This window comes from Photobacterium sp. 270122K, from assembly GCF_059941365.1.
Genome location: NZ_JBPOEN010000005.1, coordinates 296,873 through 322,828 on the forward strand (window position 1 = coordinate 296,873; position 25,956 = coordinate 322,828).

Below are 25,956 nucleotides of genomic sequence, written 5' to 3' on the forward strand. Positions count from 1 at the left end.
ATCAATGCAACACATTGCTTTATGATATCGATTACATTTATTGTCTATTCAATGCGTTAAACTGTGCAAAACTGCCCCATCCTCTGAATTATCACCAAAAATAACCGTTCATTATTTTTCATAATCAATAATAAATAAACATATCAATAGTTAAGTTATTCACCTTTCGGTTTCAGTTCAAATAATGAAAAACTGAACACCGTTTCATTCTTCTTGCTTATTGAACCGCCAATAAAACATCCATTACCATGCCTTGAAAATATATTTAGCACTTACGCTCAATCGTATTATTCCTTCCTGAACAGGCAGATCGCTCTATGGATAACCGTCTTAGCATGTCAGAAAAAAAACGAAAAACACGCGAATGGATGGCGTTTTTCTTCATCACCGTTGTTCTCTTTCCACTATTGAGTGTCATTGCCGTCGGTGGCTACGGCTTCACCATTTGGATGCTGCAACTCTTTGTCATGGGGCCTCCCGGACACGGGGCATAACCAAAATATCACGCGCTGCACATTACAGGGATTTATGTAAAGAGAATCAATCATGAAAACATTTCTAGCAAAAGCATGGCAGACACTGTCTCGCCCCAGTGTTCATATCAGCCTGGGCGTTCTCACCCTCGGCGGATTTATCGCAGGCGTTTTGTTTTGGGGCGGCTTTAATACCGCACTGGAAGCCACCAATACCGAAGAGTTTTGCGTAAGTTGCCACGCAAACAATGTGGTACCTGAATTTGCGGGCACTATTCACGACAAAAACCGCTCAGGCGTGCGGGCAACCTGCCCTGACTGCCACGTTCCCCACGACTGGACGGCGAAAATCTCCCGCAAAATTCAAGCCAGCAAAGAAGTCTTTGCCCATGTCGCGGGCTCTATCGATACCCCTGAAAAGTTTGAAGACCGCCGTATTGTGCTCGCCCAACACGAGTGGGATCGTTTTAGCGCCAATAACTCCTTGGAATGCCGTAACTGCCATGACTATGACGGGATGGATTTCAGCAAAATGTCAGCGACCGCCCGCGTGCAAATGCAAAATGCAGCGGAGCGGGATCAAAGCTGTGTCGACTGCCACAAAGGCATTGCCCACCACCTACCCAAGAACATGGACAGCAGCGGTGGCTTAATTGCTGAACTCATGCAAATTGCCAATCAAACCCAATATAACGACGGCGAAACCGTGTATAGCGTGCGCTACTTACCGGTATACGAAGACAGTGAGTTGAAAAAAGAAGCGGGCCTGTTGAACCCCGCGTCTGCGGTTAAGATCCTGACGGAAAACGATGATGCGATTGAAGTCGAAATTGCCGGTTGGCGTAAAAACAAAGGTTATGGTCGCGTGATCCAAGAAGACTTCGGCATGAACATTGCTGTGGCGTCACTGCTAAAAGACGCGGCCCAAAACGCGCAAATCGTCAGCAAATATGAAGAAAAAGTGGACGAACTGACGGGTCTGCCTTGGCAGCGTGTCACGGCTACGGTGTGGATGCCAAAAGCATCGCTGATCAACGACATTACGCCAGCGTGGGATAAAGCACGCTCAGCCTATAACACCAACTGCTCGGTATGCCATACCCAACCTGCAGAAGCGCATTTTGATGCCAATACCTGGCCAAGTATGTTCAACGGCATGTTGGCCTTTGTTAACTTCGACCGTGACAGTGAAGCACTGGTGCTGAAGTACCTCCAGAAGCATTCTTCTGATTTTTCTGACAACTCACACTAAGCAATGGATGGAGTAATCTCACTATGTCTTTAACCAGAAGATGTTTTCTCAAAGGCCTTGCTACCACCAGCGCTGTCGGGGTTATCGGCCCAAGCTTGCTCACCTCTACCCGTGCGTTCGCGGTGGAAACCACCGGTTCATGGAAAGTGTCAGGCTCTCACTGGGGGGCGTTCCGCGCCCATGTTTATGCCGGTAAAGTGCAAGACATTCAGCCAATTGAAGTTGATCAATATCCGACGGAAATGCTGAACGGCATTAAAGGGATCATCTATAGCCCTTCTCGCGTGCGCTACCCTATGGTGCGCCTTGACTGGCTGAAAAAGCACAAATACAGCACAGAAACACGCGGCAATAACCGTTTTATCCGCGTGACGTGGGATGACGCACTCGATTTGTTCTACCGTGAACTGGAACGCATTCAAAAAGACTACGGCCCATGGGCACTGCATGCAGGTCAAACGGGATGGCGACAAACCGGCCAGTTCCATAGTTGTACCAGCCACATGCAACGGGCGGTCGGCATGCACGGCAACTTCATTACCAAAGTCGGCGACTACTCGACCGGTGCTGGTCAAACCATCATGCCGTATGTCTTGGGCTCTACCGAAGTGTATGCTCAAGGCACTTCGTGGTCAGAGATTCTTGATCACAGCAAGAATGTCATTTTATGGGCCACAGATCCGGTGAAAAACCTGCAAGTGGGCTGGAACTGTGAAACCCACGAGTCTTACCCGTTTCTTGCCAAGCTCAAAGCCAAAGTGGCCAGCGGCGAGATCAATGTGCTGTCGGTCGATCCGGTCAAGAACAAGACGCAACGGTATCTCGAGAATGATCACCTCTACATTAACCCACAAACCGATGTGGCGTTTATGTTGGCGGTCGCGCATACCCTGTACAACGACGATCTTTACGACAAAGCCTTCATCAAAATGTACTGCCTTGGCTTTGATGAATTTATTGACTACGTACAAGGCAACACCAAAGACCGTATCGAAAAATCCCCAGAGTGGGCCGCCAAGGTCTGCGGGGTACAAGCCGACACCATTCGTAACTTTGCCCGTATGCTGGTCGCGGAACGAACCCAAATTCTGTTTGGCTGGTGTATTCAGCGTCAGGAACACGGTGAACAACCGTATTGGATGGGCGCGGTTATCGCAGCGATGGTCGGTCAAATCGGCCTGCCAGGCGGTGGGATCTCCTACGGTCACCATTACAGCGGGATCGGTGTACCGTCTACTGGGTTTGCAGCCCCAGGCGGCTTCCCGCGTAATGTCGACGAAGGCTATAAGCCCAAGTGGGATAACAACGATTTTAATGGCTACAGCCGCACGATTCCGGTAGCACGCTGGGTAGATTGCTTATTAGAACCCGGCAAAGAGATCCGTTATAACGGCAACAAAGTGATCCTGCCGGATTACAAGATGATGGTGATCAGCGGAAATAACCCTTGGCACCACCACCAAGATCGCAACCGGATGAAGCAAGCCTTCCAGAAACTGCAAACCGTCGTCACCATTGATTTTGCATGGACGGCAACCTGCCGCTTCTCGGATATCGTGCTGCCCGCTTGTACCCAGTTTGAACGTAATGACATTGATGTGTACGGCTCTTACAGTGGGCGCGGTTTACTGGCGATGCACAAATTGGTTGATCCCTTGTACCAATCAAAATCTGATTTTGACATTTTCACGGAATTAACCCGCCGCTTCGGTCGCCACAAAGAATACACCCGCGGTATGGATGAAATGGAATGGGTACGCTCGTTATACGCGGACTGTCGCAATGCCAATAAAGGCAAATTCGATATGCCGGACTTTGACACGTTCTGGGCACAAGGCCTACTGGATTTCGGGACAGGCAAGCCTTGGGTACGTCACGCCGATTTCCGTCAAGATCCTGAAATCAACGCCCTTGGCACCCCATCCGGTTTCATTGAAATCACTAGCCGGAAGATCGCCCGCTATGGCTACGATCACTGTCAGGGGCACCCGATGTGGTTTGAGAAAAGCGAACGATCACACGGTGGACCGGGTTCCAAGAAACACCCGTTCTGGATGCAATCTTGCCACCCAGACAAGCGCTTGCATTCGCAGATGTGTGAATCAGACGCCTTCCGCGCTACCTATGCGGTACAAGGTCGCGAACCGGTTTACATCAACCCAGAAGATGCCGCCGCGAAAGGTATTCAAAACGGTGATTTGGTCAGGGTGTTTAACGACCGCGGTCAACTACTGGCCGGCGCGGTTTTGAGTGACAGCTACCCGCGTGGGGTGATCCGCATTGAAGAAGGTGCGTGGTATGGGCCGTTAAATGAAAAAGTCGGAGCCATTGATACCTATGGTGACCCTAATACTCTGACCCAAGACATTCCGTCTTCAGAGTTAGCACAAGCCACCAGCGCCAACACCTGCTTAGTAGATTTTGAGAAATTCACAGGCACAGTGCCACCGGTCACCGCCTTTGGCGGGCCGATTGAAGTGAATCAAACCCTCACGGCACTCTAGTAACACACGCAATCAGAAACGCCATCCATCATGCCCTGATCCTGTATCAGGGCATTTTTTACGTAATAGCGATAATGATCCCAACCGCCAGCATCGCAGAGTTGCCACTGCCAAATGCTTCCTCAAATAACACTTTTACTTCATCCATGTCGCTTATCTCCACTCCCTTGTTGCACATTACCCATTAAGTTTTTCAAGCATTTAAGGTCATCCACCCATTTTTCGAGATACCGCCCCATCACAGCAAAAACCAGTAAACCCACCCACAACGGTGAATAGAAAAAAGCCGGCACACACGCCAACGCAATCACTTTGGTGTATTTAGGTGAATGGGTGAGCGACACAATCACGGGCAGTACCCAAAAGCACGCTATACCTAACAACCCAAACACAAGCCCGATATAGTTGCCATGCCCAGACAACTCGTCAAAAAGTACCGTTACCGCCTCCATGCGACACCTCCTTCACTTCACGTTTTTTACTTTATCTATTTATTCTGTGACATAAAACCGCTTAGCCGTCACACGACACTGTCATATCGACTCACCCATTTACACGCTACACGTATATTCCTCACGATTTTCTCGGCATATATCACGCGACCTCGATGTCTGTCCCCCCTTGAAATGGTCAAGTTCATCCCTTTTATCCATCATGAGAATAATTGACAGAAATGACAACGATTACACATCTCTTACTTGCTGATTTTAAACGATCAATATCGCATTCCATAAAAAGGGGAAACGGGATGATTGCACTGTTTACACAGACGCGGTTTAATAGCCCGCAAACAACTCCCACCATCAATCGCACATAGCCAACCCGTCACGAGGACTGTCACCATGGCGACCATTAAAGATGTGGCGAAAGCCGCCGGCGTATCTGTCGCCACCGTATCTCGGGTGGTGAATCAATCGCCCAAAGCCAGTCAAGCCTCTATCGCCGCGGTAACTGCCGCGATGCAAGCGCTCGGCTATCGCCCCAATGCGAATGCCCGTGCTTTAGTGAGCCAATCCACTAATACCGTGGGTGTGGTGGTTGGTGATGTCTCCGATCCCTTTTTCGGTATCATGCTCAAAGCCATCGACCATGTCGTGCGCCTGAAAGGCAAACAATTATTGATCGGCAATGGCTATCACGATGCCCAAACGGAACGTGAAGCCATCGAATTACTGATTAATAGCCGTTGTGATTCGTTGATTATTCACAGCAAAGGTTTAACCAATGAAGAATTGATCCGCTATGCCGAGGAAGTACCGGGATTGGTGATCATTAACCGTTATATTGAAGAGATCGCACCGCGCTGTATTGCACTAGATAACTTCAAAGGGGCCTATTTAGCGACCGAGCACTTGATCAAACACGGCCACCAGCATATCGGTTACATTTGCTCTAACCATGCCATTGAAGATACCGAACAACGTAAAGCCGGCTATTTGGCGGCATTGGCAGAACATGGCTTATGCAGCAGTGAAAACTACATCGAATACGGCACGCCAGACGAACACGGCGGCGAGTCGGCAATGATCGCCTTACTCTCAAAGCAATTGCCGATCACGGCCGTCGCGACCTATAACGACTACATGGCCGCCGGTGGCTTGTCGGTGTTAGAAGATAACCATATTCAGGTGCCGGAAGCCCTCTCGCTGATCGGATTTGATGACGGCTTGATTGCCAAATATTTGCACCCAAAACTGACGACAATTCGCTATCCTATTCACATCATGGCGGAACAAGCGGCACTGTTATCGCTCAAACTGGCGCAGAAAGAAACCAACGATGCATCGATCAGAATGTTTGTCCCTACCTTGGTCAAACGCCATTCTGTCGGCCCAGTTCGTACGAATAAGACGCACGAATAAATAGAAAGAAAACACAGAGGACGTTATGCAAAATCTTCCACAACAGTTGGCGTTTATCTTAGAACTAGACCGCCTGAAAGGTGTCTATCGCCAAACCACGGTCAAAGCGGACAATAACCGTCAAGAGAACAGTGCTGAACACAGCTGGCACATTGCCCTGATGGCACAGGTGCTGAGCGAGTACACCGAAGAGCCTGTCGATATTAACCGCGCCGTCATGATGCTGCTGATCCACGATATCGTTGAAATTGATGCCGGTGATACGTTCGCTTTCGCCGCCCAACAAGAACTCGATGGCCAAGAAGACAAAGAAATTGCAGCGGCAAATCGCCTGTTCGGCCTGTTACCCGAAGCGCAATTTGAAGCAATGAAAACCTTATGGCTGGAGTTTGAACAAGCTGAAACTGCGGATGCGCGCTTTGCCAAAGGCATGGATCGTATTTTGCCTCTGCTGCAAAACATGGCCAATCAGGGTGGCAGTTGGGTTCGTCACGGTGTCACTAAATCACAAGTGATCGCGCGTAATACCTACTTGCAGCAAGTTACACCTATGCTGTGGGATTATGCTTGCCAACAAATCGACTTAGCGGTTGCTAACGGCTGGCTAAAAGACGCGTAAGCGTGCGTGTCAGAGAAAAAAAAGAGCCACATTATGTGGCTCTTTGCATATCTTGACGCATTATTTTGCTATCGAAAACTGATACGTCGTATTATGCTGATAACGCTCACCTACTGCCAAAATGCCGGTTTCTGGCCATTCAGGATGGTTCGGCGCATCCGGTAAGTATTCGGTTTCTAAACAAAAACCATCGAATTGATGGTAAATCCCTTCTCTGGCGGGATTCCCTTCCAAGAAATTACCGGTATATAACTGTACCGCTGGCTTCGTGGTCATCACAGACAACGTGACATCGCGATCCGGCGACACCGCTTGCATCGCCACCGTGTGACCATCTGTCACGGTCGGTAAAAGAACGAAGGCGTGATCGTAACCACTAGCCAAGCGTTGTTCATCATCCGCCAAGAAGTCCTGACGAATGGTTTTTGCTTCTTGGAAATCAAAGCCCGTTCCGACAACGGGTTTCCATTCTCCGGTAGGGATCCCCACCTCGTCAGTCGGTACAAATGCCTCTGCGGCGATGGTGAGTGTGTGAGACAAACACTCATGGCCGCTTTCTGCCCCCGCCAAGTTAAAGTAAGCATGATTGGTGAGATTCACCGGACACGCCTGATCGCACTCGGCGTCATACGTAATCACTAACGCATTGTCTTTCGTTAGGGTAAAGGTCACGCTTGCCGTCAGTTGGCCGGGGAATCCTTGATCACCATGTTCAGACACCAACGTAAAAACAACCTGCGAGGCGTCATGCTTTTGCACGGCCCAACGACGTTGATGAAATCCGTCAGGCCCACCATGCAACGTATTACCAGCCTGATTAACCGCGACCTGATACTTCGTACCATCGACGGTAAACTGCCCTTTGGCCAAACGGTTCGCGTAACGCCCCACCGTCGCCCCCATATACGCAGACTGTGTTTGATAATCCGCTAAGGTGCGGCATCCCAGCACCACCTCACGCTGTTCATCCGCAACAGGCAGCGTACAGCTGATCCACGTCGCCCCGATGTCCATAAATGTTGCGGTCATTCCCGCGGCATTGGTGAGGGTGTAAAGATTGGCAGGTTGACCATCCATCGCACGATCTTGACGCATGCTGCCATATAAACCAGCTAAATGTAGAGGGAGTGTCATTATTTATCACCTTCATTGTGCAAATAGGCGCAGGGCTTCCTTGTCTTAGGCTCCCTTTCTCATAATAAGCAGTGTATCAATGACTTCCGACTACTTTCTGTGATCCTAGGCACAAAAGGTGTAAACGTTTACATGCATTGCAGGATTAACTGTTATTTCGTGATGTAATGCATACCATTGCTCACTTTGCCAAGCTTATCTCTCATAAGCATGCAATGACTCCACGCCGCAGATGAAACCGTTGCCCTAAAGTTCAAAAAAGCATTACACAGCACACGAACCGATAATTTTATACCTTTTAGGCAGATATTAAATATGCACTCAAAGACACTAAAACACTATACTTATCTTGGTTTGGGGACTTCATGGACGATGTATGAAAAAAGCGTTAATTCGTTTTCTTATCTTGTTGATTGTACTGCTTTTAGCTTCTTTAGCAGGTACGTTTTACATCTATAATGAAGATGCACAACAACTCAAGCGCAGCATACAGGCACGTGAACACAGCCGTCATCAGTCATCACTACACATCACCCAACATCAATTTACGCCAGTGCTCACTGGCCTGCGCTATTTGACTAACAAGGTCAGAAATACGTCTCAAATGCGCATGACGCCAAAAGAACAATACCGCCATCTCATTGATATTTTCACGCAAGTCGCGACCGCACGTGACAATTTTGAGCAAATCAGCCTATACAACCACACCGGATCACTGATTATTCAGGCGAATAATTCCAACCATCTTACCGCTCATCATATTGCACAGCCTTCATCCCCCACGGGGCAAGGCTCACCAGCGAATCACCGCATACCTCCCGATATCAAGCATGCCTTAAACAGCCTGCCAGAGCGGATCTATACCTCTGCGTTTCAACTGTACGATGATAATACCCCGGGCGATCCTATTCCTATTATCCGCTTCATCAGCCATTTTAAAGTACAGGGCGAGAGTTGGTTGCTCGCCGTGAATTACCGCGGGCAAAGCTACTTAAACAAATTGATGAATCTATACGGGCAATCAGAAACACAAAGCAACATACAAACATGGCTCATCAATAATCAGGGACATTGGCTGCTCGGGCCTGACCCACAAGAAAGCCTGACCTTTATGCCCTCCTACTTCGACAGTAATGTGGCCGAATTCAATGACGCTTATGCCATGCTATGGGCGGATATTCAAAAAAAGCACAATGGGCAGATTCAGGTTGATGATTACCTCTATACCTACAGTCGGTTCTTTTCCAAGCCGACGTCTCCCCATGATCAATTACGTACGTTACCTTTTGAGGGTAGCGATCTTCCTTGGACGCTCATCACCCGTGTTAACATGCACGACACCTTGATTAAGCAAGCCTATTCTCAGCAACGGATCATCAAATTCACCACGTTCACCATTCTTATCATGTCGCTCATTGCTGGAGTCATGGTGTTTGCGTGGCATTTATTCCAATCGCTTAAAGCCCAGAAAAAGCTCTATGTGAAAGTGAATGACACCGCCCTGAAATATGCCACCGTACTAAAACATGTACCAGATGGCTTATTGACGATGGATAAGCACCGGCGCATCCTCTCTATTAATGATGCCGCTAAACACATCTTATCGTGTGATGAAAAAGACTACACGCTCCCTCAACCGTTGGAAGCCTTGATCAAAAGCCCGCAAGTACGAAAGCAAATCAACGCCTTGATTGCACAGTTTTGCACGACAGAAAGCACCAATGGCCACGTGATTAAACAGCAAATCGATATTCATACCTTTAAGACACGACATATCGAAGTGATTGCGACCAAAACCTCTTACAGTTCAAGCAGTGAAATTCTCCTGAACTTACGGGATGTGACTGAGTGGATTGAACGGGAAAATAAACTCAAAAGTATGTCTTGGGCGCTGGAGCAAAGTCAGGATGCGATTTTGATCACCAATGAGAAAGGCATCATTGAATACGTTAACCCTTCCTTTGAGCGGTATAACAAAGTCTCTGCTGATTCGATCATCGGTACACAATCCGCCCTGCTGTTACGCAAAAGCTTACCCAGCGTCAATGAAATCCGCGCGGTACAACAACAGCTTAAACAAGGCACCGTCATTCAACGGGTGATCGCCCACCGCGTGTCGGACGCCGACAGTTGGTATGAAGAAAAAACCATCTCGCCTATCGTGAATCACTTAGGAAAAATCAGTCATTATCTCTCTACCGGTAAAGACATTACCGAACGCGTACTGGCGGAAAATCGCCTGCACAAAATGGCCCATTATGACTACCTGACCGATTTACCCAACCGCATGTTGCTACAACAGCAGATAGAAAAAGCCATTGAAGCCTGCCAGCATACACGCAAACACATCGCGTTATTGATTTTGGATCTTGACCACTTTAAGCAAATCAATGATTCACTCGGCCGTGATACCGGTGACATTGTGATCCAAGCCGTTGCGAAGCGCATTCAACACGCCTTGCGCAATCATGACTTCCTCGCCCATTTAGGTGGCGATGAATTTGCTATTTTGATCACTCGTTCGGTCACCCCAGACAATATTGCGACCTTGGCTGCACGTCTGCTGAAAACACTGAGCGCCCCCCTTTGCATTCTTAAGCGGGAGTTTTTCCTGACGGCCAGCTTAGGGATCAGCTTGTTACCGGATGACACCGATAACATTGAAAACCTCAATAAATACACGGAAATTGCCCTATACCAAGCCAAAGGGGAAGGCCGTAATCAATTCTGCTTCTATACCCGTGAAATGGGCATCGAAACGGCGAAACAGTTACATCTCGAATCCTCATTGCGGCAAAGCCTAGGGACGCCACAGTATGAGTTGTATTACCAACCCAAAGTGGATGCATCAACCCATAACATTTGTGGTGTAGAGGCCTTACTGCGTTGGCATAACGATGCAGGGGAAATACAGTCTCCGATGGAGGTCATCCCTGTCCTTGAGCGATCCGGTTTGATCGTGGAAGCGGGAGAACACATGATCAAGCAAGCCTGTGAACAACTGGCGCAATGGCAACATAAAGGGCTTTACCTTAATTTTGCGCTCAATCTTTCTGCTCGCCAATTACTCAACCCTGGCATTGTCGACACGGTTCAGCAAGCGATATCAGAATCAGGCTGCAACCCGTCTTATCTTGAGCTGGAAATCACCGAAAGCGTGATCATGACCGATGTAGAAACCGCCCTCGACAAATTGACCAAACTAGAAGCGCTAGGGATCAAAATTGCGATTGACGATTTCGGCACGGGGTATTCATCATTGGCCTATTTAAGTCGCTTCCCGACCCATATATTGAAAATTGACCGTGAATTTGTCAAAGACCTCCCGTGGAACAAAGACAACATCGCCATTACTCGCTCCATTGTCGAATTAGCACATAATTTGAATATGCGCGTGGTTGCCGAAGGCGTGGAGTATGATTCTCAAGAGCAGTTTCTTTCGCGCATTGGCGTTGAAGAATTCCAAGGATTTTTATTTGGTCGGCCGGTGCCTATCCCGCATTTTGAGAAACTCTATTTAAATGCTAATGCCGATCCCGTTTTTTAAGCCAACATTGCCACGGGACAAAGTGAAAGGGATCCCCACCAAACGGTAAATACCGCTCTTGTGATGGCATGATGATGACATATCCTCATTTGGATGAGCCATCACGCTATTTACGCACATTAATTCTCGTTCAGACGCGCATCTTGGGTTCACTTGGGTATATAATTTAGGAAAGTCGTATATATAAGCAGGAATCCAATGAGCTTTAGTGAACATTTAGACAATTTCATTAAACAGCGTGAGCAACAAGTGCAACCCGCAGGCCAAGCTTACAAGCGTAAACACGTTGTACAAGATCCAACGAATCAAAGCCTTGCACGCGAAGCACTGGCGAAAGCGCAGGAAGAGGCGTCTCAACAAGCCACGATGGACACCAAGTTGCCCCATCAACGTATTAATGGCCGCTGTGTTACACAAACGGAAGCACACACCCTGCATCAACTCGAAACCACTTCTCCCCCTGCAAACCCAGCGCGAGTGGAATATATCAATCAACTCCGCAAGTCACTTAAACTGAAAAAGCGCAGCTAGCCGCTGCGCCTTTCTCATGTCATGAAAATCCCTTCAAATAAAAAACGCGTCTGAATTTTCAAAAATTTGCGTAAATAACCATTTAAAACGTCGTTTTATTGCTAATCTTCAATGCTTATTTACCGCCATAGAAGAAATATCCTATTTATTAAACAATAATTTTAAAAAAATATTGGTTGTTTTTCATTCACTTTCCCGCAATCCAAGAAATACACGCTCACTGAATAAAGTTTAACCAACAGCAAGTTGAGCGTAACATCTCACTTACAAGCAATATTCTTTCTTATATTCTGCTAAGTGACTATTCCTTTTATAGAAAACACAAATAGACCGCTGATTTGCTTCAACCATCCACTTGATTTGCCCTATCAGAGGCCGTTTCACGCTTATTAACAATGCCTCTGCATCAAATCATACTGCGCAACCTATTCATCACAACAACCAACGCATTACTTTCACTTTCAAGACAAATACACGTAAAAACAAACAAAAACAACAAAACAGAAATGCAACGCCTACACTATTGATGGGTAAATAGCAATATAGGCAGCCGCCTTTTTAGGGAGTAAACTTGCCTTCTAAAAAAACAATGAAAAGACATAATCATGAACTCTATAATACAAGTAAGCGAACTTGATTCGTTTCTCATTGCGATTATTGTGCTTTTTCTTGGCTACTTCATTAATAGCAAAGTTAAGGTATTACGGAAGTACAATATTCCAGAGCCCATCGTGGGCGGACTGATTGTCGCGATCGTTATTACGATCATGCACACTCAAGGTTACGACATTACTTTCCAGCTCAGCTTGAAAGACACATTAATGCAGATGTTTTTTGCCACTGTAGGCCTTGCCGCTAGTCTCAAACTTTTGGCCAAAGGGGGTTCTCGCGTCTTCTTGTTCCTGGGTGTCGCAACACTGTTCATCATTATCCAGAACGCCGTAGGTGTCAGCATGAGTAAACTGCTGGGGCTCGATCCGCTACTGGGCTTAATGGTGGGTTCCATCACCCTATCCGGTGGACATGGTACCGGTGCTGCGTGGTCGCAAACCTTTGCAGATAACTACGGCCTACAGACACTCGAGCTTTCAATGGCTGCTGCTACGTTCGGGCTCGTCATGGGCGGGATTATCGGTGGCCCTGTTGCACAACGCTTGATCGACAAATTCAACTTAAAATCAGATTTCGGTGGCGCCAGTGAAAACCACCACATCGATCACCCTGATCTGGTTACCTACAGTGAATATGAAGAAGATCGTATTACGTCAAAAAATACGATTGAAACACTCTTCATTCTTCTGATCTGTGTTGCAGGTGCCGCGCACGTCAAAGAAGTGATCGACAGCTTTGGCATTAGCTGGCTGCGTATCCCCGACTTTGTATACTCACTGTTCATTGGTGTTTTCATCACGAACATTTGTGAATCAACCAAAGTCTACAAAATCAACCATGAAACCGTGGATGCCTTGGGTACCATTTCGTTATCCCTGTTCTTAGCAATGGCACTCATGAGCCTGCAGCTATGGGAATTGCTCGGGCTGGCGCTACCCATGTTAGCGATTTTGGCAGTACAAACGGTTGTACTGGCGGTATTTGCCTACTTTGTGACGTTCCGCATCATGGGGAAAAACTACGATGCCGCCGTTATCGCGGGCGGTCACTGTGGATTTGGTATGGGGGCAACGCCAACAGCCGTGATGAACATGGGCTCACTGGTTTCGCGTAACGGTCCTTCTCCGCAAGCCTTTATGGTGGTGCCAATTGTAGGGGCGTTCTTCATTGATATCGCCAACCTGATCATTTTGCAGACCTACATCAGTTTCATTCAGTAGCGTATTGCCCACTCCGCGTGGGCACTGCAGACCTGACAAAAAGGCCAAGTCGACGACTTGGCCTTTTCTGTTTTGGCGATCTGGATCTATGATTAAAGTCATCCGCAGCCGTTCTATGCGGTATGTTTGAAAGACGAACCGACGGAGTACTGACAATGTTAGGTGAGAATCACGCACTCTTTATCGAATTTCCTGAATGGCATGACAAGATCAAGGATCTGAAGAACAGCGACCAGCACTTTAAACAGATGTCTGACCGATACCACCACCTCGACCATAAAATACGCGGCCTTGAAGGAAACAACGTCCCCACCGATGATACGCATTTCACCCAACTCAAATTAGAACGCCTTCAACTCAAAGATAAGCTGTACGGTATTCTTTCTAATTAGCCTGCCTATCTCCGGTGAATATCGCCTCTGTGTGGCCATCGTACAAATAACGTACGGTGGCCACACTTCGTTACACATTCGCCGCGTACCTCCATCCATTGACATATTCACTAACACTCTGAATTATCAATAAAGAAAACATAAATATGTTATGAACAACTCAAGAACAGCGCATCGCAATTGTAACGATGTGTGTCAAACGGTTTCCTATTAGAAAATAGTTGTTAGAATCCGCGCACCTTTAGCAGCAATACAACTTTTGTTGATAAAGACAAAAAATTTTAGAGTAGGTGCAGCACGGTATCGTCCGAGCTGCTTTCGTCGTCGTGACAGAGAACAACATGAAAAAAATCGATAAAGCTATGCAGATCCTGTTGGCAGGTTTCTGTATCAACCTGTGTATGGGTATTTTGTACGCATGGAGTGTATTCAAACAAGCGCTAGTGGTTGACCTTGGTTGGTCAAATGCTGACGCATCTATGCCTTATACCGTTGCAGTGATCACCTTTGCAGCATCACTGCTAATCGCAGGTGTACTACAAGACCGTATGGGTCCTCGCCGTATCCTTATTCTGGGTACTGTGATGGTCGGCCTTGGTATGATCATCTCAAGCTTTGCGACTTCTCCAATGTTGCTTATCGTGACCTTCGGCCTGATGACAGGTTGTGGTATCGGTTTCGGCTACGCATGTCTTGCGCCTTCTGCAATGAAATGGTTCCACCCGTCTAAGAAAGGCTTGGTCAATGGCCTGATCGCTGCGGGCTTCGGTCTTGCTGCGGTTTACTTGGCGCCACTAACGTCTATGCTGATCAGCACGTATGGCATCAACACCAGCTTCCTTATCCTAGGTGTCGCTGTATTGCTTATCGCTGTACCACTAGCGTGCACCATCAACAACCCACCAGCAGACTACACCCCTGCGGTTCCTGCGAGCGCAGTGGGTAAATCAACCAAGCCTGTTGATATTAACTGGCGTGCAATGATTAAAACACCACAGTTCTACTCTCTGTGGGTTATGTTTGCTCTTGCATCATCTGCTGGCCTGATGGTTATCGGTAACATCACCTCTATCGCAGCTCAGCAAGCGAACATCACGCAAGCGGCTTACTTGGTTGTTATTCTGTCTATCTTCAACTCTGGTGGCCGTGTGGCTGCGGGTATGCTGTCTGATAAGATCGGTGGTGTGAAAACACTGATGATCGCGTTCATCATGCAGGGTATCAACATGGCGTTGTTCGCAACGTTCACTAATGACTTCACACTGATGATCGGTGCAGCACTGGCAGGTGTTGGTTACGGTACGCTACTGGCTGTATTCCCATCTATCACGGCTGACTACTACGGTCTGAAAAACTACGGCGCAAACTACGGCGTGCTATACACCGCTTGGGGTGTGAGTGGTTTCATCGGTCCTGTCGTTGCTGCTATCGCCGTTGACACAACAGGCACATACACACTGGCTTACACAATCTGTGCAGCAATGATGGCAGTGGCAGTCTTCCTGTCGTTCATCACGAAACCTGTTGATGCGGAAGCCCTAGAGAAGAAATTGGCTAACGCCTAATCGTTCTCCTCCATTTCGCCCTATCTCATGAGCGTGGGTATAGCGGCGAAAAAAAGCACAGCCTTCGGGCTGTGCTTTTTTTTTGCTTGTATCGGCTAGCGCTTGTATCAGCACGCTTTCGCTGTTCCGATTAGCCTTGCGTTTTCAGGTGCTTCTTCACTTTCTTCATCGCCATTTGTCGCTTCAGGGGTGACAAATAATCAATGAACAAGTTACCGCCTAAATGGTCGATCTCGTGCTGCATCACGATAGCCAAGAACTCATCGGTCTCAATCGTGATAGGCTGCCCTTCTCTGTCTAATGCATTTACCACAACAGAGGTGTAACGCTCAACATCGGCATAGTACTCAGGTACTGATAGACACCCTTCCTGGCCCATGGCTTTATTGTCGCCACTCACGACTTCAGGGTTGATCAACACCAACGGCTGATCACGCTCATCTGACAAGTCGATAACCACCACCGCCTCTTTACGGCCGACTTGCGTAGATGCCAAACCAACACCATTACCTGTGGTGTACAAAGTCTCCAGCATGTCATCAATCAGTGGCTGAACGGCATCAATGTCCGTCACAGCTTCCGCTTTGATTTTCAGTCTTGGATCGGGGATGGTTAAAATCTCTAAAACCGCCATATACGCTTACTCTCTGTTCGTTAGTGCCTGCGACTCAACACACGCGTTGATATGCCATGCTTATACCCCAAATACCGCTGTAATGCACCCCGCATATTTCCAATGAAGGCCATAACCTACGCCCTTACCCTCACCCCAAACAGCTTTGCGGATTAGGCCTTTTCAACGATCATGTAGGTGTGCAACTCAGGGTACTGATCAAACGCCACATGACGAATCAAACATCCCAACTCAAGAAACACACGAAGAAATCCTTGTGTCCCTAGTGAAGAGTAATACACCTCTGGCCCCATGTAATTATCAGTATGCTCCCCTGCTTCATCGGTCCCCCCAAAAGAAAAGATGAAAATCCCGCCAACATTGAGACTGGCAACTATTTTCTCCATCACTGCAGTTTGCCGGCTAAGTGGAATATGCCAAATGCTGTCCCACGCGGTGATAAAGTCGTACTTCTCCGTCAGCGTATATTCACAGATATCTGCATGTACAAAGGGCAACTGAGGATGACGCTGCTGAGCCAAGACCAACATCTTGGTAGAAACATCCAATCCGGTAGGTGCAAAGCCAGCCTCTAAAAGAACATCGATGATGCGTCCTGTCGGGCCACAGCCAATATCCAATGCCAGACCCCGTTGTTTCGCGAACATGATAGCTTTTTCGTGCTGAGCAATGCCATTACGGCGGTCAAAAGTACCATCATCCCACTGGTCGGTGATTTGATCATACGCTTGACCTGTTTCTGTCGGCGTCATGTCTGGGTTATTTCTTTTTGCCAAACAACGATTTGTAAGACTCAAATAAGAAGGTTGCCATCCCCCCAGCCGGTGTAGAATTGGCATAATCGCCAGCTGGCGACAACATGTTTGACTTAAACTTGTCTACCGCCTCTTCCGGCGAATCGGCATAAAACACATCATCTTCCACTTCAAAGCCCAGCTCGAGTAATTGGGCTTTTTCCTGAGTAAACGTATTGCTTTCCATATCCAAATACGTGAACTCGCGTCGGTTTGATTCCGGCTTGCAGAAAAATTGATATTTAGCCATGTAACTCTCCTTGTATGATGAGGATTAACACTAATTATTGATGTACTTATAACTCACTGGGTGAGATGATTTGCCAATGTCACTTAATCCCAATACTTCGACGCATATCTTTTTAACCTTCCCCCCCTTTCAAGTGCACACTACCCGTGACGGCCTTGATTCACGATCAGGCATCAATCTCAGTGCAGCCAGAACAACCCATACGTCATAGATATAACGAAATGGATATAACGCGAACCAATATAACAAAGCGGCGACAACGACACCCGATTCAAACGGCCTCACCTTTCCATTTTGCGAGTGAATCGAACCTGTTTACGCTTACTCTCTAACCCAATACATCACCACACAGGTCGTGTTTCACCATCACTTTTGACTTGAGCTAAAAAGCCGTCGTTTAATCATTACCGCCATAGGCACCTTGTTAAGTAGTAAATGAATTCGTCACTTTCCAAATACACCAAATATACCTCTTGAACATACAAACCCACCAATATATATCTATTTTATTGTAGAAGATAAATAAGCATAGAACTAACATCACCTCACGACACCATGGTAAAAGTTACTATTATTCATGAATTTAGAGCAACAACGTAGCGAACAGTTTGTTTTTCAGTCTATTGAGTTTGCTTTTCTCGATATTGATAGTTTTAATTTCAGAGAATAAATAGAATGCTTTAAATCATATATCTTGGCATTTCATACTGGTTATTTTCATAAAACCAGTACGTAGACGATCGCCTCTGAAATATTCTTTTCTGCCAACCCGACAATCGTCAGGCAGAACGTTACGTTAACCTGCATTGGAAATTGATACTCAATGAAACATTCTTTACTGCTTACTGCGCTATTAGGCACAATAAGCTATTCGGCTTCGGCGTATGAGCTGACTGCACCGGCAGAAAAAACCATTACCGAGCACGCCTTACGTAATGCCGCGAGGGCCCCCCTTATCGAGTTTGACCAACGCAATCCAGACTGTGACGAAGAATGTGACATGTCACTAAATATTGGAGGCTATGTTCATCACTTCAATCCCGATGCGGAACTGTTAACATCCACACGTTACAAAAACCGCGCCTACGCCTTGGTGAAACAAGAGCACGTGAAAGAAAACGGGGAAAGCAGCTCGCGCAATGACTACTACTTTGTCTCTGGTCGTTATAGCCAAATGCGTACCGAGCACAGCCTATGTGAAAATGCACAAGCCACTGGCTTTAGCTTTGACGGCGAATTACTGTGTGTAAATGAAGAAACTCTGGATATCCACACCGCATACGGTGAACGCAACATCACACTGCCGATGCCGTCTGACTTTGCGCAAGTAAACAATAACCTAGCGGGTACTGTTGCTATCGCATTCGTAAATGCCGACAACCGCACGGTAAACTACACCAACCTATACACCCTTGATCGTCAAGGTGACGCGGCTTGGCAAACACAACCTACCCGCCTACATAACCGCTCAGACCGCCGCAATGTGATTGCGACTTACCCGGTAAACCGCACTAAAGGCGTCGTGGCCATGTACGAGTACATCAACCCGTTCAACAAAGGGTTAACGGTGTATTCATTTGCTGGTGAGCAATCAAAACGCCACGTATTAACGAACGGTGATGAAAACTTCGGCTTTAACCCCGAAGTCTTCGTGTACGGTGCGCAATACGCTGTAACCGCAGAAAGCCCAACAGCCAGCCGTGATGAAAGCTTGCGTACCTATTTGATCGACCCTGAAAGATTGCTGGTTGACGATCAATACCACAACGATTTTTCAGAACAATCTCAGCTAGATTTTATGGCTGGCTATGGGATGACTTACAACCTATGGGAAGCCAGCCAGTCTGTCGGAGATGACATCGAAACCGATTACGAGATTGACCCAAGTTTATTACACTCTGTTTATTTTCAAGCTCGTTACAGTGACACACAAGTTTCGTTGAAGTACCTGACAAATCAAGCAGAAGAACACGGTCCAGCCGGTACCTCTGATGCGGTAAGCATGCTAACGGGTCTGGTTGACTTCAACAGCTTTTTTGAAGGTGCAGACACCCTACGTCTGAAGATTGATTGGACAAAAACAGACGGTGTTGCGACGTACAAATCTGAACGTGATAGCTTATGTTTGGAAGCAGGGTGCAACGTTAACAAAGCGTTCTCGACAGAATACCTAAACGTAGAAACCTTGGTACTGAGCGAAGGTGGCATGTACATGGGTTTAAGCTATTCGACCTACGCAATGCCAAGCGCCGTCGGTTTTACGCGCAATCGCGACAGCGACCATGTGCTTGGTGCAACGTTTGATGAAGATTACGAACAAGCACGCTTGATGATGGTAATGGGCAGTGACGAAGCGGCCTATGGTGCCCGCTACGAAGTCGACTACGACCGTTTCTTCCTACGTCCAAATCTGGGCTTTGGTGTGGTAAAACACAGCATGTCAGCAGACGCTGAGCAACGCGCACGTAATGGTGAAACCGGAGGGATCGCAGGCGAATACGGCTTTGTGTTGAGTGGCGGCCTAGACATGGGCTATATCTATCAGCGCCGCTGGCGTGAAGCATCTGGTTTAGGTTTTTCGATTCAAACCGGCCTACGTGCACGTTTAGAGTACACCACTGACAACTTCCTCATGGACGCATCTGACGATGAAATCTACTTCGATTACAATCGTTTCGATGTAATGTGGGGCCCTTACGTTCAGTTCAACGCTATTTTCTAATACATAAAAAGATCGCGGATAACGCCAATCCGAGTGTATGCCATACACTCGGATTTTTTATCGCTGTATTTCATCACCCAAATGCTTCATTTCCGACGAGTTATTCGTATACTCAACTGTATTGTTTATCGATGGTTTTCAATGAGCGCAAAAATACCCCCAGCCCCCCGATCGCCAAAACCAGAATAACGATAAGTTCAAAGGCGGTCATCGTTTTAAAACTGAAGCGAATAGACGAGATCACACCAAAGATAAGCGCTGTCATTGAGCCAATAGACAGCAGCCACCCCATAATGCTTTTGCTGTTAAAAAACACAAAACCAATGCCGAACATGAATGGGATCATCACCATCCCGCCAGTAATACCAATACTCGAACCAAAGGCCGAGACACCGTACAACCGCGAACCCAGCCCAAAACTTGATGACACAGAAATGGCATTGAACAGCATGTAAAAACCGCCACACATCATGATTAAGCCGATAAAAAAGTGGCCAATCCCACCGGATGTACCGCCAGCACCTTGCATTCCATTACTCCTGTTAATCACACATCGTCATTCATGACGTTCAGCAAGCATCCAGTATCCACGTAGGGTGTACAAGAACAACGGGTTCTGCCGCATAAGAGTCGGTTCTACCTAAAACTCAGGGCGTGATCGCAGGTTCTTGCAACACTTGCACTCACTGATATAGGGAATCACCGCCAAGGGGGAAACCTAGCCAATCACGCGCTGCGGGCGCCTTCAGGCACAACCATAGGCAGATCGGTACAGCCAAAGTCCAGGCCGAGTTGACTTAAAATACAAGTTAACTGGCCGCGATGATGGGTCTGATGATTAAAGATATGCTGGCAAAACTCCCCCAGCGTTCTTTCTATCACCTGTCCTTTTGTCGTGGTGTACCTAACCGTCTCAGTACACAGCGTGGCAGTAAAAGATTGCGTAATATCCAAATAGACAGCGTCAACCTGGGTACGTAAAACCACCAGATCATCGAGCGTCGACACAAATGTGTCATTCACTGATTTAGACGTCGGTAAAGCATAAATAACCTCGGTATCCACATGGACCAAACCACTGGCGATTAACCGCTGAAGCATGATCAAATCGCCGAATAAGATATGATTCCAATGCGCCATCACACTGGGGAAAAAAGCGTGGGTTTCTTGATGTAACTGTTCATGGGTCAGTTGATGACACACATCCAGTAGTTGTTGATTCATACGTTGGTTATACAACGCTAACATTCTAAAATTTGAGGATAAATCCATTTACCTTTTCGTCCATTAGTTGCTTCTTATCGGTTTGCCGGCACGGTATCAGCGCGAAGACTCACAGGCATTGACGGCGGTAAGCACGTAAGGAACAGTCACACGGTAAATCAGGCATATCACAAGATTTACTCGGTACACACTCTGTCACATCGCACACTGACATAGGATCGGCACACACATCACAATAGTCGCGTTTTTTACGTTTGCGCCTATCATGTTCCGTTATATACACATAGGCTTGCTGACATTCATTCAACCGTACTTTAGCAAGAGCATACCCGCGCCATACCCCCTGCTTTTCAATGATCATTTTTATCGCTTCCGAACACGAATCGCCGTGATGCAAATAAGCATGCGCACAATGAAAACCTTTATAGGGCGAAATATATTTCTGATAAAAACGAATAAGTAAAATAGCAAGCGTTCGCACTGTACCCCCTAACACCTACATGATTCAATATCTGTTTAAATTAAAGCGTTCATTTTTTGTTCGTTTTAAACTCACCTAAATCTTTCACTACCTTACCATGACGCTGAGTACCAAAATAAATTTAACATCATCACCCAACTTTGATTTTGCGTGCTCTGTATTTAGCGCATCCTGTATTGAATAATCACTGACGTCAGTTCTCGCATACGCTAATGATGAAAAAGTAAATATTCAGACAATTAACGAAATAATATACTTATTCATGGTATTTCCCTCTACTGTGCTTAATTATAGATATTGACCTATCGTCAACTTGGCGATCCAAAGACTCAGTTTACAAAACGCTTGAACTTTATCCAGAGATAGAACGAAATTATGCTTTCGTACAACTTCTTCATTGTCATTTTGTGATGCAAACCAGCACAGCGTGAAATACGCCATACACCACTATACTTTTGAGAGGCCGCAACCGCATAGGATCATCTGCATCACAAGCAATACATTGATTGCGTTATTTTTCTTCGTCACAATAACGTAATTCAATAAGCTTAAACCCGCGACAAAAAACCAAAACTGCACACTTGGTAACACAGCAGAAACTGAACCAACAAGCAACCCAGAACCCAGCCCCATTGCAATTTTTTGATATACCGTCATTTTATGCTGCCTTTTTAAGATATTGGTTATTGGTACAATCCCAATCATGATGCGTCAACAGGTAAGTCATCGGAACATAAAAACTCAAACACTATAGGCTAAAGATCAACCAAACGAGTGCAAGAGGAAGTAATGGTACTGCACACCATAATAACGCATAGTAACTAACGTCAAGTTGGTTATATAAAAAGTAAATTGATGATAGCGCGATAATGGGATAGGTATAAAATAAACCTCTAACAATACGCATTGACAAGGTATAGCTCATTTCATCGCCAGGTAAAGCAGCAAACATCATTGCAACCCACCCCAGAAAACTGACAAAGCACATGCCCATAACAACGACAGCTACAAATACGTCTTTCATATGACTGGCCGATCTCCCTTCAAACCCACCGCACCATTTACACGATAACGAAACGTTGGGCTTGTTCAACATCCTGTATTTAGTGTTGGCTGCGCAACACCATAGTCGTTTGTTAGTTTGCGTGCCAAAGTGACACAACAATTGCTTATTGTTCATTTTAAGACCACAATACCTATGTGACACTTTGACACAACAGGAGATATAATTATGGCTACTTCTTTGCCTCGCATCACCGCTAGAGTTGATGTCGATACACAAGACTTACTTACTAAGGCTGCCGCGATCACCGGCATGTCTAGCATCAACTCGTTTGTTCTAAGCGCTGCAATCGAAAAAGCCAAACAAGTCATCGAACGTGAACAGGCTTTAAAACTGAGCCAAGCTGATGCTATGTTGCTGATGGACGCTTTAGACCGCCCTGCTACACAGAACTCAAAACTAAAAGCTGCTGCTGATCGATACGAGAGCAAAACTCAATGATGAATACGGCACTTCTAGATAAAGCTAAACACGATAGAAACCGATTCAACTGTGGTATCGAAGCTCTCAATAATTACTTAAAAGTAATGGCGAGTCAGCAAGCAAAAAAGGACAACACCAGAACGTTTGTTTTGGAAGATGATAACGACAACTCACATGTCATCGGCTTTTACACGCTAACAATGACACCAATTGACTTAAAGGCATTACCCGATAAGTTACAAAAAAAACACCAATCATCCACCTCTGGTGGTCTGATTGCCCGCCTTGCTGTCGATGACCGATACAAAGGGAAAGGCTTTGGTGAGTGGCTGCTTATTGACGCACTCAGAAAGCTATTAGCTGCAAGTGATAGCGTTGCATTTCCAGTTGTTATCGTTGATGCCAAAGACGGTGCGAAACACTTCTATGAACGTTATGGTTTTCAAGCATTTGAAGACGCTGAAAATAAACTCTTCATCACCATTGCTGATGTGAGAGCAAGCTTAGGCTAGTTAATCGCTAGCCTTTAGCAAACTAACGAATGACATGGACTCCCCCTCATCCAGACTCTGCCACACTTGATGAGTCTGAGTAAGAAACATTCGGAGGCCATTCGGAGGCCACCCAACTTTTACAATGACACCCACGATAAAAACCGTTAACAGCATCCTTTCTTCAGACATTATTTTTCTCATCCTTTCCCCGTTCCATTAACCTCCTGCATCCATATTTTTGAACTCACTGCTATTACATGACGATTTACGTCAATTTCTTGCCCGGCAAAGCCTAGCCAAATGGCCAGTCGAAGATACAGCCGTTACTGTGATTTGTCAGGCCGCGCTTAACAGCCGTCGACTGGCACTTACTCCTTGAGTTCGTTGCTGGCCAATATGGTGATGGTACTCACGCAACATGTGTTCTTTACCGATTGCACCAGAGAAGTTTTGCTCTAAATGGCAGGCTAATTCCAACCAATTTTCTTCACTCAGGCCAAGACGGGAAATCACATTCAATGCGTTTTTTGATATGTAGCCGTGTTTTCCTTCACGAATAGCACGCCCTGTTTCATCGACAAGTAATAAATAGTCAGTAAACGCAAAAGGTAAGCCTTTAGGCATATTGGCTCGAGGATTTCCCACAAAAGGGAGTAAGGTCTTCGGTTGATAGATTGATTTGGCAGCATTGGCGCGCTTTTTAATACTGGTATGGGCTGAGGATTCGGGGGTTGTCGCGATACCCGCCCGAACAGGGTTAAGGTCAACGTAAGCCATGCAGGCAACGAGCGCCGCTTCATCTAACAAGGCTTGAGATTTAAAGCGCCCTTCCCAAAAACGTCCGGTACAACCGTCTTCTTTATTGGCTTGGCGCGCAATGGGTTCATTAAGTAAACGCATAAACCAACTGATGTCATGCAGCCGTTTTCGCCAGTCTTCTGCAATACGCTCGACCGCCTGTAGCTGTGCGCGATCCATCTGACTGCGCAGACTTTCGTCCAGCCAGGTGTTAGAAAGAAAATTCCCCTTACACACCCGATGCCAGCGGGTGATCACCTCTTCCTGTGACCACGTTTTAGCTTGTTCAGCATCCACATGCAGTACCACATGGGTGTGGTTACTCATCACCGCGTAAGCACAAATATCAATCGCAAACACCTTGGCAAGAAACAGCAGTCGCTGCTCCACCCATGCTCGTCGGTGCTCGAAACATTGCCCCGTTAGCGGATCTTTACCGCATAAAAAGGTTCTTCTCACACAACGCGACACACAATGGTAATACGGCGTGTCGGTCAAGCTGACTTGCGTTTTCCTTGCCCTTGGCATGTTTGCAGGTTCCCTGATTCATCCATGACAAAGAAAGCCTAGAACACAGGGCAGAAAGTACAAAAGTATGGGTGTCTTGGTTATTTTTATCTTGACTGTCCACCTCAGGGCGTGTTGTTATGGCTTAGAATCTACGACAAGTATCTAACCTGCTCTGCTACCATTTGGCATTGGAGTTTCTGGCATAGCCAAGCAAGGAGTTAATTTATCTTCATAACCAATATCAAACAGCATACCTTGAGATATTTCACCAGCCATCTTCTGCTCAGGTAAATTAACAACAAATAGAGCCTGCTTACCTTCAATTTCAGATGGATTTTCACGTTCTTGCTTAATACCAGCAAGAATTGAACGTTCATGGTCACCAAAGTCTACGGTCAACTTCATTAATTTATTGGATTTCTTAACATCAGAAACAGCTGTAATCGTCCCCACTCGTATATCTAATTTTTCAAAGTCACTGAATGCGATAAGTTCTTTAATTGGTGCATATTCCATTTTAATTCTCTTTATTTATTTTTGAGCCATAACGAATGACATGGACTCCCCCTCATCCAGACTCTGCCACACTTGATGAGTCTGGGTGAAAAATGTGCGGAGGCCACCATGTCAAAATCACTCTATGGCATCGATTTAGCCAAACATTCGTTCAGTATCCATGGTGAGGATTCTACAGGCAAGGTACTGAACCACAAAACAATAGCGCGATCTAAGGTTATTGAAACTTTTGCAAACTTACCACCCGCTATCATCGGGATGGAAGCCTGTGGCAGTGCCCATTATTGGGCGCGTGAATTAACAAAGCTTGGTCATACACCAAAAATCATGGCGGCT

General features: G+C 46.5%; 25 protein-coding genes and 1 pseudogene. 14 read left to right on the forward strand and 12 right to left on the reverse strand.

Going from position 1 to position 25,956, the window contains the following annotated elements; genetic code table 11:
- Positions 1-317 precede the first annotated feature (317 nt).
- The 3 genes from torE to torA are packed head-to-tail and all read left to right on the forward strand — an operon-like array spanning position 318 to position 4,229.
- The gene (gene torE / locus ACSF8W_RS11850) at positions 318-494 is read left to right on the forward strand and encodes a trimethylamine N-oxide reductase system protein TorE (protein ID WP_500847524.1); all 177 of its coding nucleotides are present in this window, start codon (positions 318-320) and stop codon (positions 492-494) included.
- A 52-nt stretch (positions 495-546) separates the two neighbouring features.
- A complete protein-coding gene (gene torC, locus ACSF8W_RS11855) occupies positions 547-1,725 on the forward strand; it encodes a pentaheme c-type cytochrome TorC (RefSeq protein WP_500847525.1) in 1,179 nt (392 codons plus the stop codon).
- Positions 1,726-1,748: 23 nt separating this feature from the next.
- The gene (torA, locus tag ACSF8W_RS11860; RefSeq protein ID WP_500847526.1) at positions 1,749-4,229 is read left to right on the forward strand and encodes a trimethylamine-N-oxide reductase TorA; all 2,481 of its coding nucleotides are present in this window, start codon (positions 1,749-1,751) and stop codon (positions 4,227-4,229) included.
- Between the two features lie 140 nt (positions 4,230-4,369).
- Here the strand turns inward: torA and ACSF8W_RS11865 are convergent, their stop codons facing one another.
- Positions 4,370-4,681, reverse strand: a complete 312-nt coding sequence (locus tag ACSF8W_RS11865; RefSeq protein WP_500847527.1) for a hypothetical protein — start codon at positions 4,679-4,681, stop codon at positions 4,370-4,372.
- Between the two features lie 390 nt (positions 4,682-5,071).
- On the opposite strand from ACSF8W_RS11865, the gene ACSF8W_RS11870 reads away from it, so the two are divergent.
- Positions 5,072-6,091 (forward strand): substrate-binding domain-containing protein, encoded by a 1,020-nt coding sequence (locus tag ACSF8W_RS11870; RefSeq protein ID WP_500847528.1) that lies wholly within the window; start codon positions 5,072-5,074, stop codon positions 6,089-6,091.
- A gap of 25 nt (positions 6,092-6,116) precedes the next feature.
- Positions 6,117-6,710, forward strand: a complete 594-nt coding sequence (locus ACSF8W_RS11875; protein WP_500847529.1) for an HD domain-containing protein — start codon at positions 6,117-6,119, stop codon at positions 6,708-6,710.
- 60 nt (positions 6,711-6,770) lie between these two features.
- Here the strand turns inward: ACSF8W_RS11875 and galM are convergent, their stop codons facing one another.
- Entirely contained in the window at positions 6,771-7,844 is a 1,074-nt protein-coding gene (gene galM, locus ACSF8W_RS11880; protein ID WP_500847530.1) for a galactose-1-epimerase, read from the reverse strand.
- Positions 7,845-8,220: 376 nt separating this feature from the next.
- Between galM and ACSF8W_RS11885 the strand changes: the two genes are divergently transcribed.
- The 5 genes from ACSF8W_RS11885 (at position 8,221) to ACSF8W_RS11905 (ending at position 15,711) form a co-directional block, all read left to right on the forward strand.
- Positions 8,221-11,391: a putative bifunctional diguanylate cyclase/phosphodiesterase gene (locus ACSF8W_RS11885; protein WP_500847531.1), complete on the forward strand. Its 3,171-nt coding sequence runs from the start codon at positions 8,221-8,223 to the stop codon at positions 11,389-11,391.
- Positions 11,392-11,589: 198 nt separating this feature from the next.
- Complete coding sequence (locus ACSF8W_RS11890; RefSeq protein ID WP_500847532.1) at positions 11,590-11,922, forward strand: hypothetical protein; 333 nt, start codon at positions 11,590-11,592, stop codon at positions 11,920-11,922.
- A gap of 605 nt (positions 11,923-12,527) precedes the next feature.
- Positions 12,528-13,754: a sodium/glutamate symporter gene (gene gltS / locus ACSF8W_RS11895; protein WP_500847533.1), complete on the forward strand. Its 1,227-nt coding sequence runs from the start codon at positions 12,528-12,530 to the stop codon at positions 13,752-13,754.
- Positions 13,755-13,909: 155 nt separating this feature from the next.
- Complete coding sequence (locus ACSF8W_RS11900; RefSeq protein ID WP_500847534.1) at positions 13,910-14,146, forward strand: HP1242/YdcH family protein; 237 nt, start codon at positions 13,910-13,912, stop codon at positions 14,144-14,146.
- Between the two features lie 341 nt (positions 14,147-14,487).
- Entirely contained in the window at positions 14,488-15,711 is a 1,224-nt protein-coding gene (locus tag ACSF8W_RS11905) for an L-lactate MFS transporter (protein WP_500847535.1), read from the forward strand.
- A gap of 130 nt (positions 15,712-15,841) precedes the next feature.
- Here ACSF8W_RS11905 and def read toward each other — a convergent pair whose 3' ends face one another.
- The 3 genes from def to ACSF8W_RS11920 all read right to left on the reverse strand — a co-directional run bounded on the left by def (position 15,842) and on the right by ACSF8W_RS11920 (position 17,389).
- Positions 15,842-16,345, reverse strand: coding sequence for a peptide deformylase (gene def, locus ACSF8W_RS11910; RefSeq protein ID WP_500847536.1), 504 nt, complete (start codon positions 16,343-16,345; stop codon positions 15,842-15,844).
- 152 nt (positions 16,346-16,497) lie between these two features.
- Positions 16,498-17,097 (reverse strand): class I SAM-dependent methyltransferase, encoded by a 600-nt coding sequence (locus tag ACSF8W_RS11915; protein WP_500847537.1) that lies wholly within the window; start codon positions 17,095-17,097, stop codon positions 16,498-16,500.
- Positions 17,098-17,104: 7 nt separating this feature from the next.
- On the reverse strand, positions 17,105-17,389 hold the full coding sequence (locus ACSF8W_RS11920; protein ID WP_500847538.1) for a hypothetical protein: 285 nt from the start codon (positions 17,387-17,389) through the stop codon (positions 17,105-17,107).
- Between the two features lie 823 nt (positions 17,390-18,212).
- Here ACSF8W_RS11920 and ACSF8W_RS11925 point away from each other — a divergent pair.
- Positions 18,213-20,111 carry a hypothetical protein gene (locus ACSF8W_RS11925; RefSeq protein WP_500847539.1) on the forward strand — a complete coding sequence of 633 codons (1,899 nt, stop codon included), beginning with the start codon at positions 18,213-18,215 and terminating at the stop codon, positions 20,109-20,111.
- Between the two features lie 112 nt (positions 20,112-20,223).
- Here ACSF8W_RS11925 and ACSF8W_RS11930 read toward each other — a convergent pair whose 3' ends face one another.
- From ACSF8W_RS11930 to ACSF8W_RS11950, 5 genes are all read right to left on the reverse strand, one after another.
- Positions 20,224-20,640, reverse strand: a complete 417-nt coding sequence (locus ACSF8W_RS11930; protein WP_500847540.1) for a hypothetical protein — start codon at positions 20,638-20,640, stop codon at positions 20,224-20,226.
- A gap of 197 nt (positions 20,641-20,837) precedes the next feature.
- Positions 20,838-21,383: a DinB family protein gene (locus tag ACSF8W_RS11935; protein ID WP_500847541.1), complete on the reverse strand. Its 546-nt coding sequence runs from the start codon at positions 21,381-21,383 to the stop codon at positions 20,838-20,840.
- A gap of 61 nt (positions 21,384-21,444) precedes the next feature.
- The gene (gene yidD, locus ACSF8W_RS11940) at positions 21,445-21,831 is read right to left on the reverse strand and encodes a membrane protein insertion efficiency factor YidD (RefSeq protein WP_500847542.1); all 387 of its coding nucleotides are present in this window, start codon (positions 21,829-21,831) and stop codon (positions 21,445-21,447) included.
- A 432-nt stretch (positions 21,832-22,263) separates the two neighbouring features.
- Entirely contained in the window at positions 22,264-22,521 is a 258-nt protein-coding gene (locus ACSF8W_RS11945; RefSeq protein WP_500847543.1) for a hypothetical protein, read from the reverse strand.
- Between the two features lie 43 nt (positions 22,522-22,564).
- Positions 22,565-22,840, reverse strand: a complete 276-nt coding sequence (locus ACSF8W_RS11950; RefSeq protein ID WP_500847544.1) for a hypothetical protein — start codon at positions 22,838-22,840, stop codon at positions 22,565-22,567.
- 207 nt (positions 22,841-23,047) lie between these two features.
- Here ACSF8W_RS11950 and ACSF8W_RS11955 point away from each other — a divergent pair, with 207 nt between their 5' ends.
- Both ACSF8W_RS11955 and ACSF8W_RS11960 read left to right on the forward strand, forming a co-directional pair.
- Entirely contained in the window at positions 23,048-23,320 is a 273-nt protein-coding gene (locus ACSF8W_RS11955; protein ID WP_500847545.1) for a type II toxin-antitoxin system TacA family antitoxin, read from the forward strand.
- Entirely contained in the window at positions 23,317-23,814 is a 498-nt protein-coding gene (locus ACSF8W_RS11960; RefSeq protein WP_500847546.1) for a GNAT family N-acetyltransferase, read from the forward strand. The genes ACSF8W_RS11955 and ACSF8W_RS11960 overlap by 4 nt, the downstream gene beginning before the upstream one ends.
- A 318-nt stretch (positions 23,815-24,132) precedes the next feature.
- Here the strand turns inward: ACSF8W_RS11960 and ACSF8W_RS11965 are convergent, their stop codons facing one another.
- Together ACSF8W_RS11965 and ACSF8W_RS11970 are read right to left on the reverse strand one after the other, a co-directional pair.
- Complete coding sequence (locus ACSF8W_RS11965; RefSeq protein WP_500847547.1) at positions 24,133-25,122, reverse strand: transposase; 990 nt, start codon at positions 25,120-25,122, stop codon at positions 24,133-24,135.
- 144 nt (positions 25,123-25,266) lie between these two features.
- Positions 25,267-25,620, reverse strand: coding sequence for a tRNA-binding protein (locus tag ACSF8W_RS11970; RefSeq protein WP_500847548.1), 354 nt, complete (start codon positions 25,618-25,620; stop codon positions 25,267-25,269).
- A 108-nt stretch (positions 25,621-25,728) separates the two neighbouring features.
- Between ACSF8W_RS11970 and ACSF8W_RS11975 the strand changes: the two are divergent.
- A pseudogene (locus tag ACSF8W_RS11975) lies at positions 25,729-25,956 on the forward strand (IS110 family transposase); the annotation flags it as partial.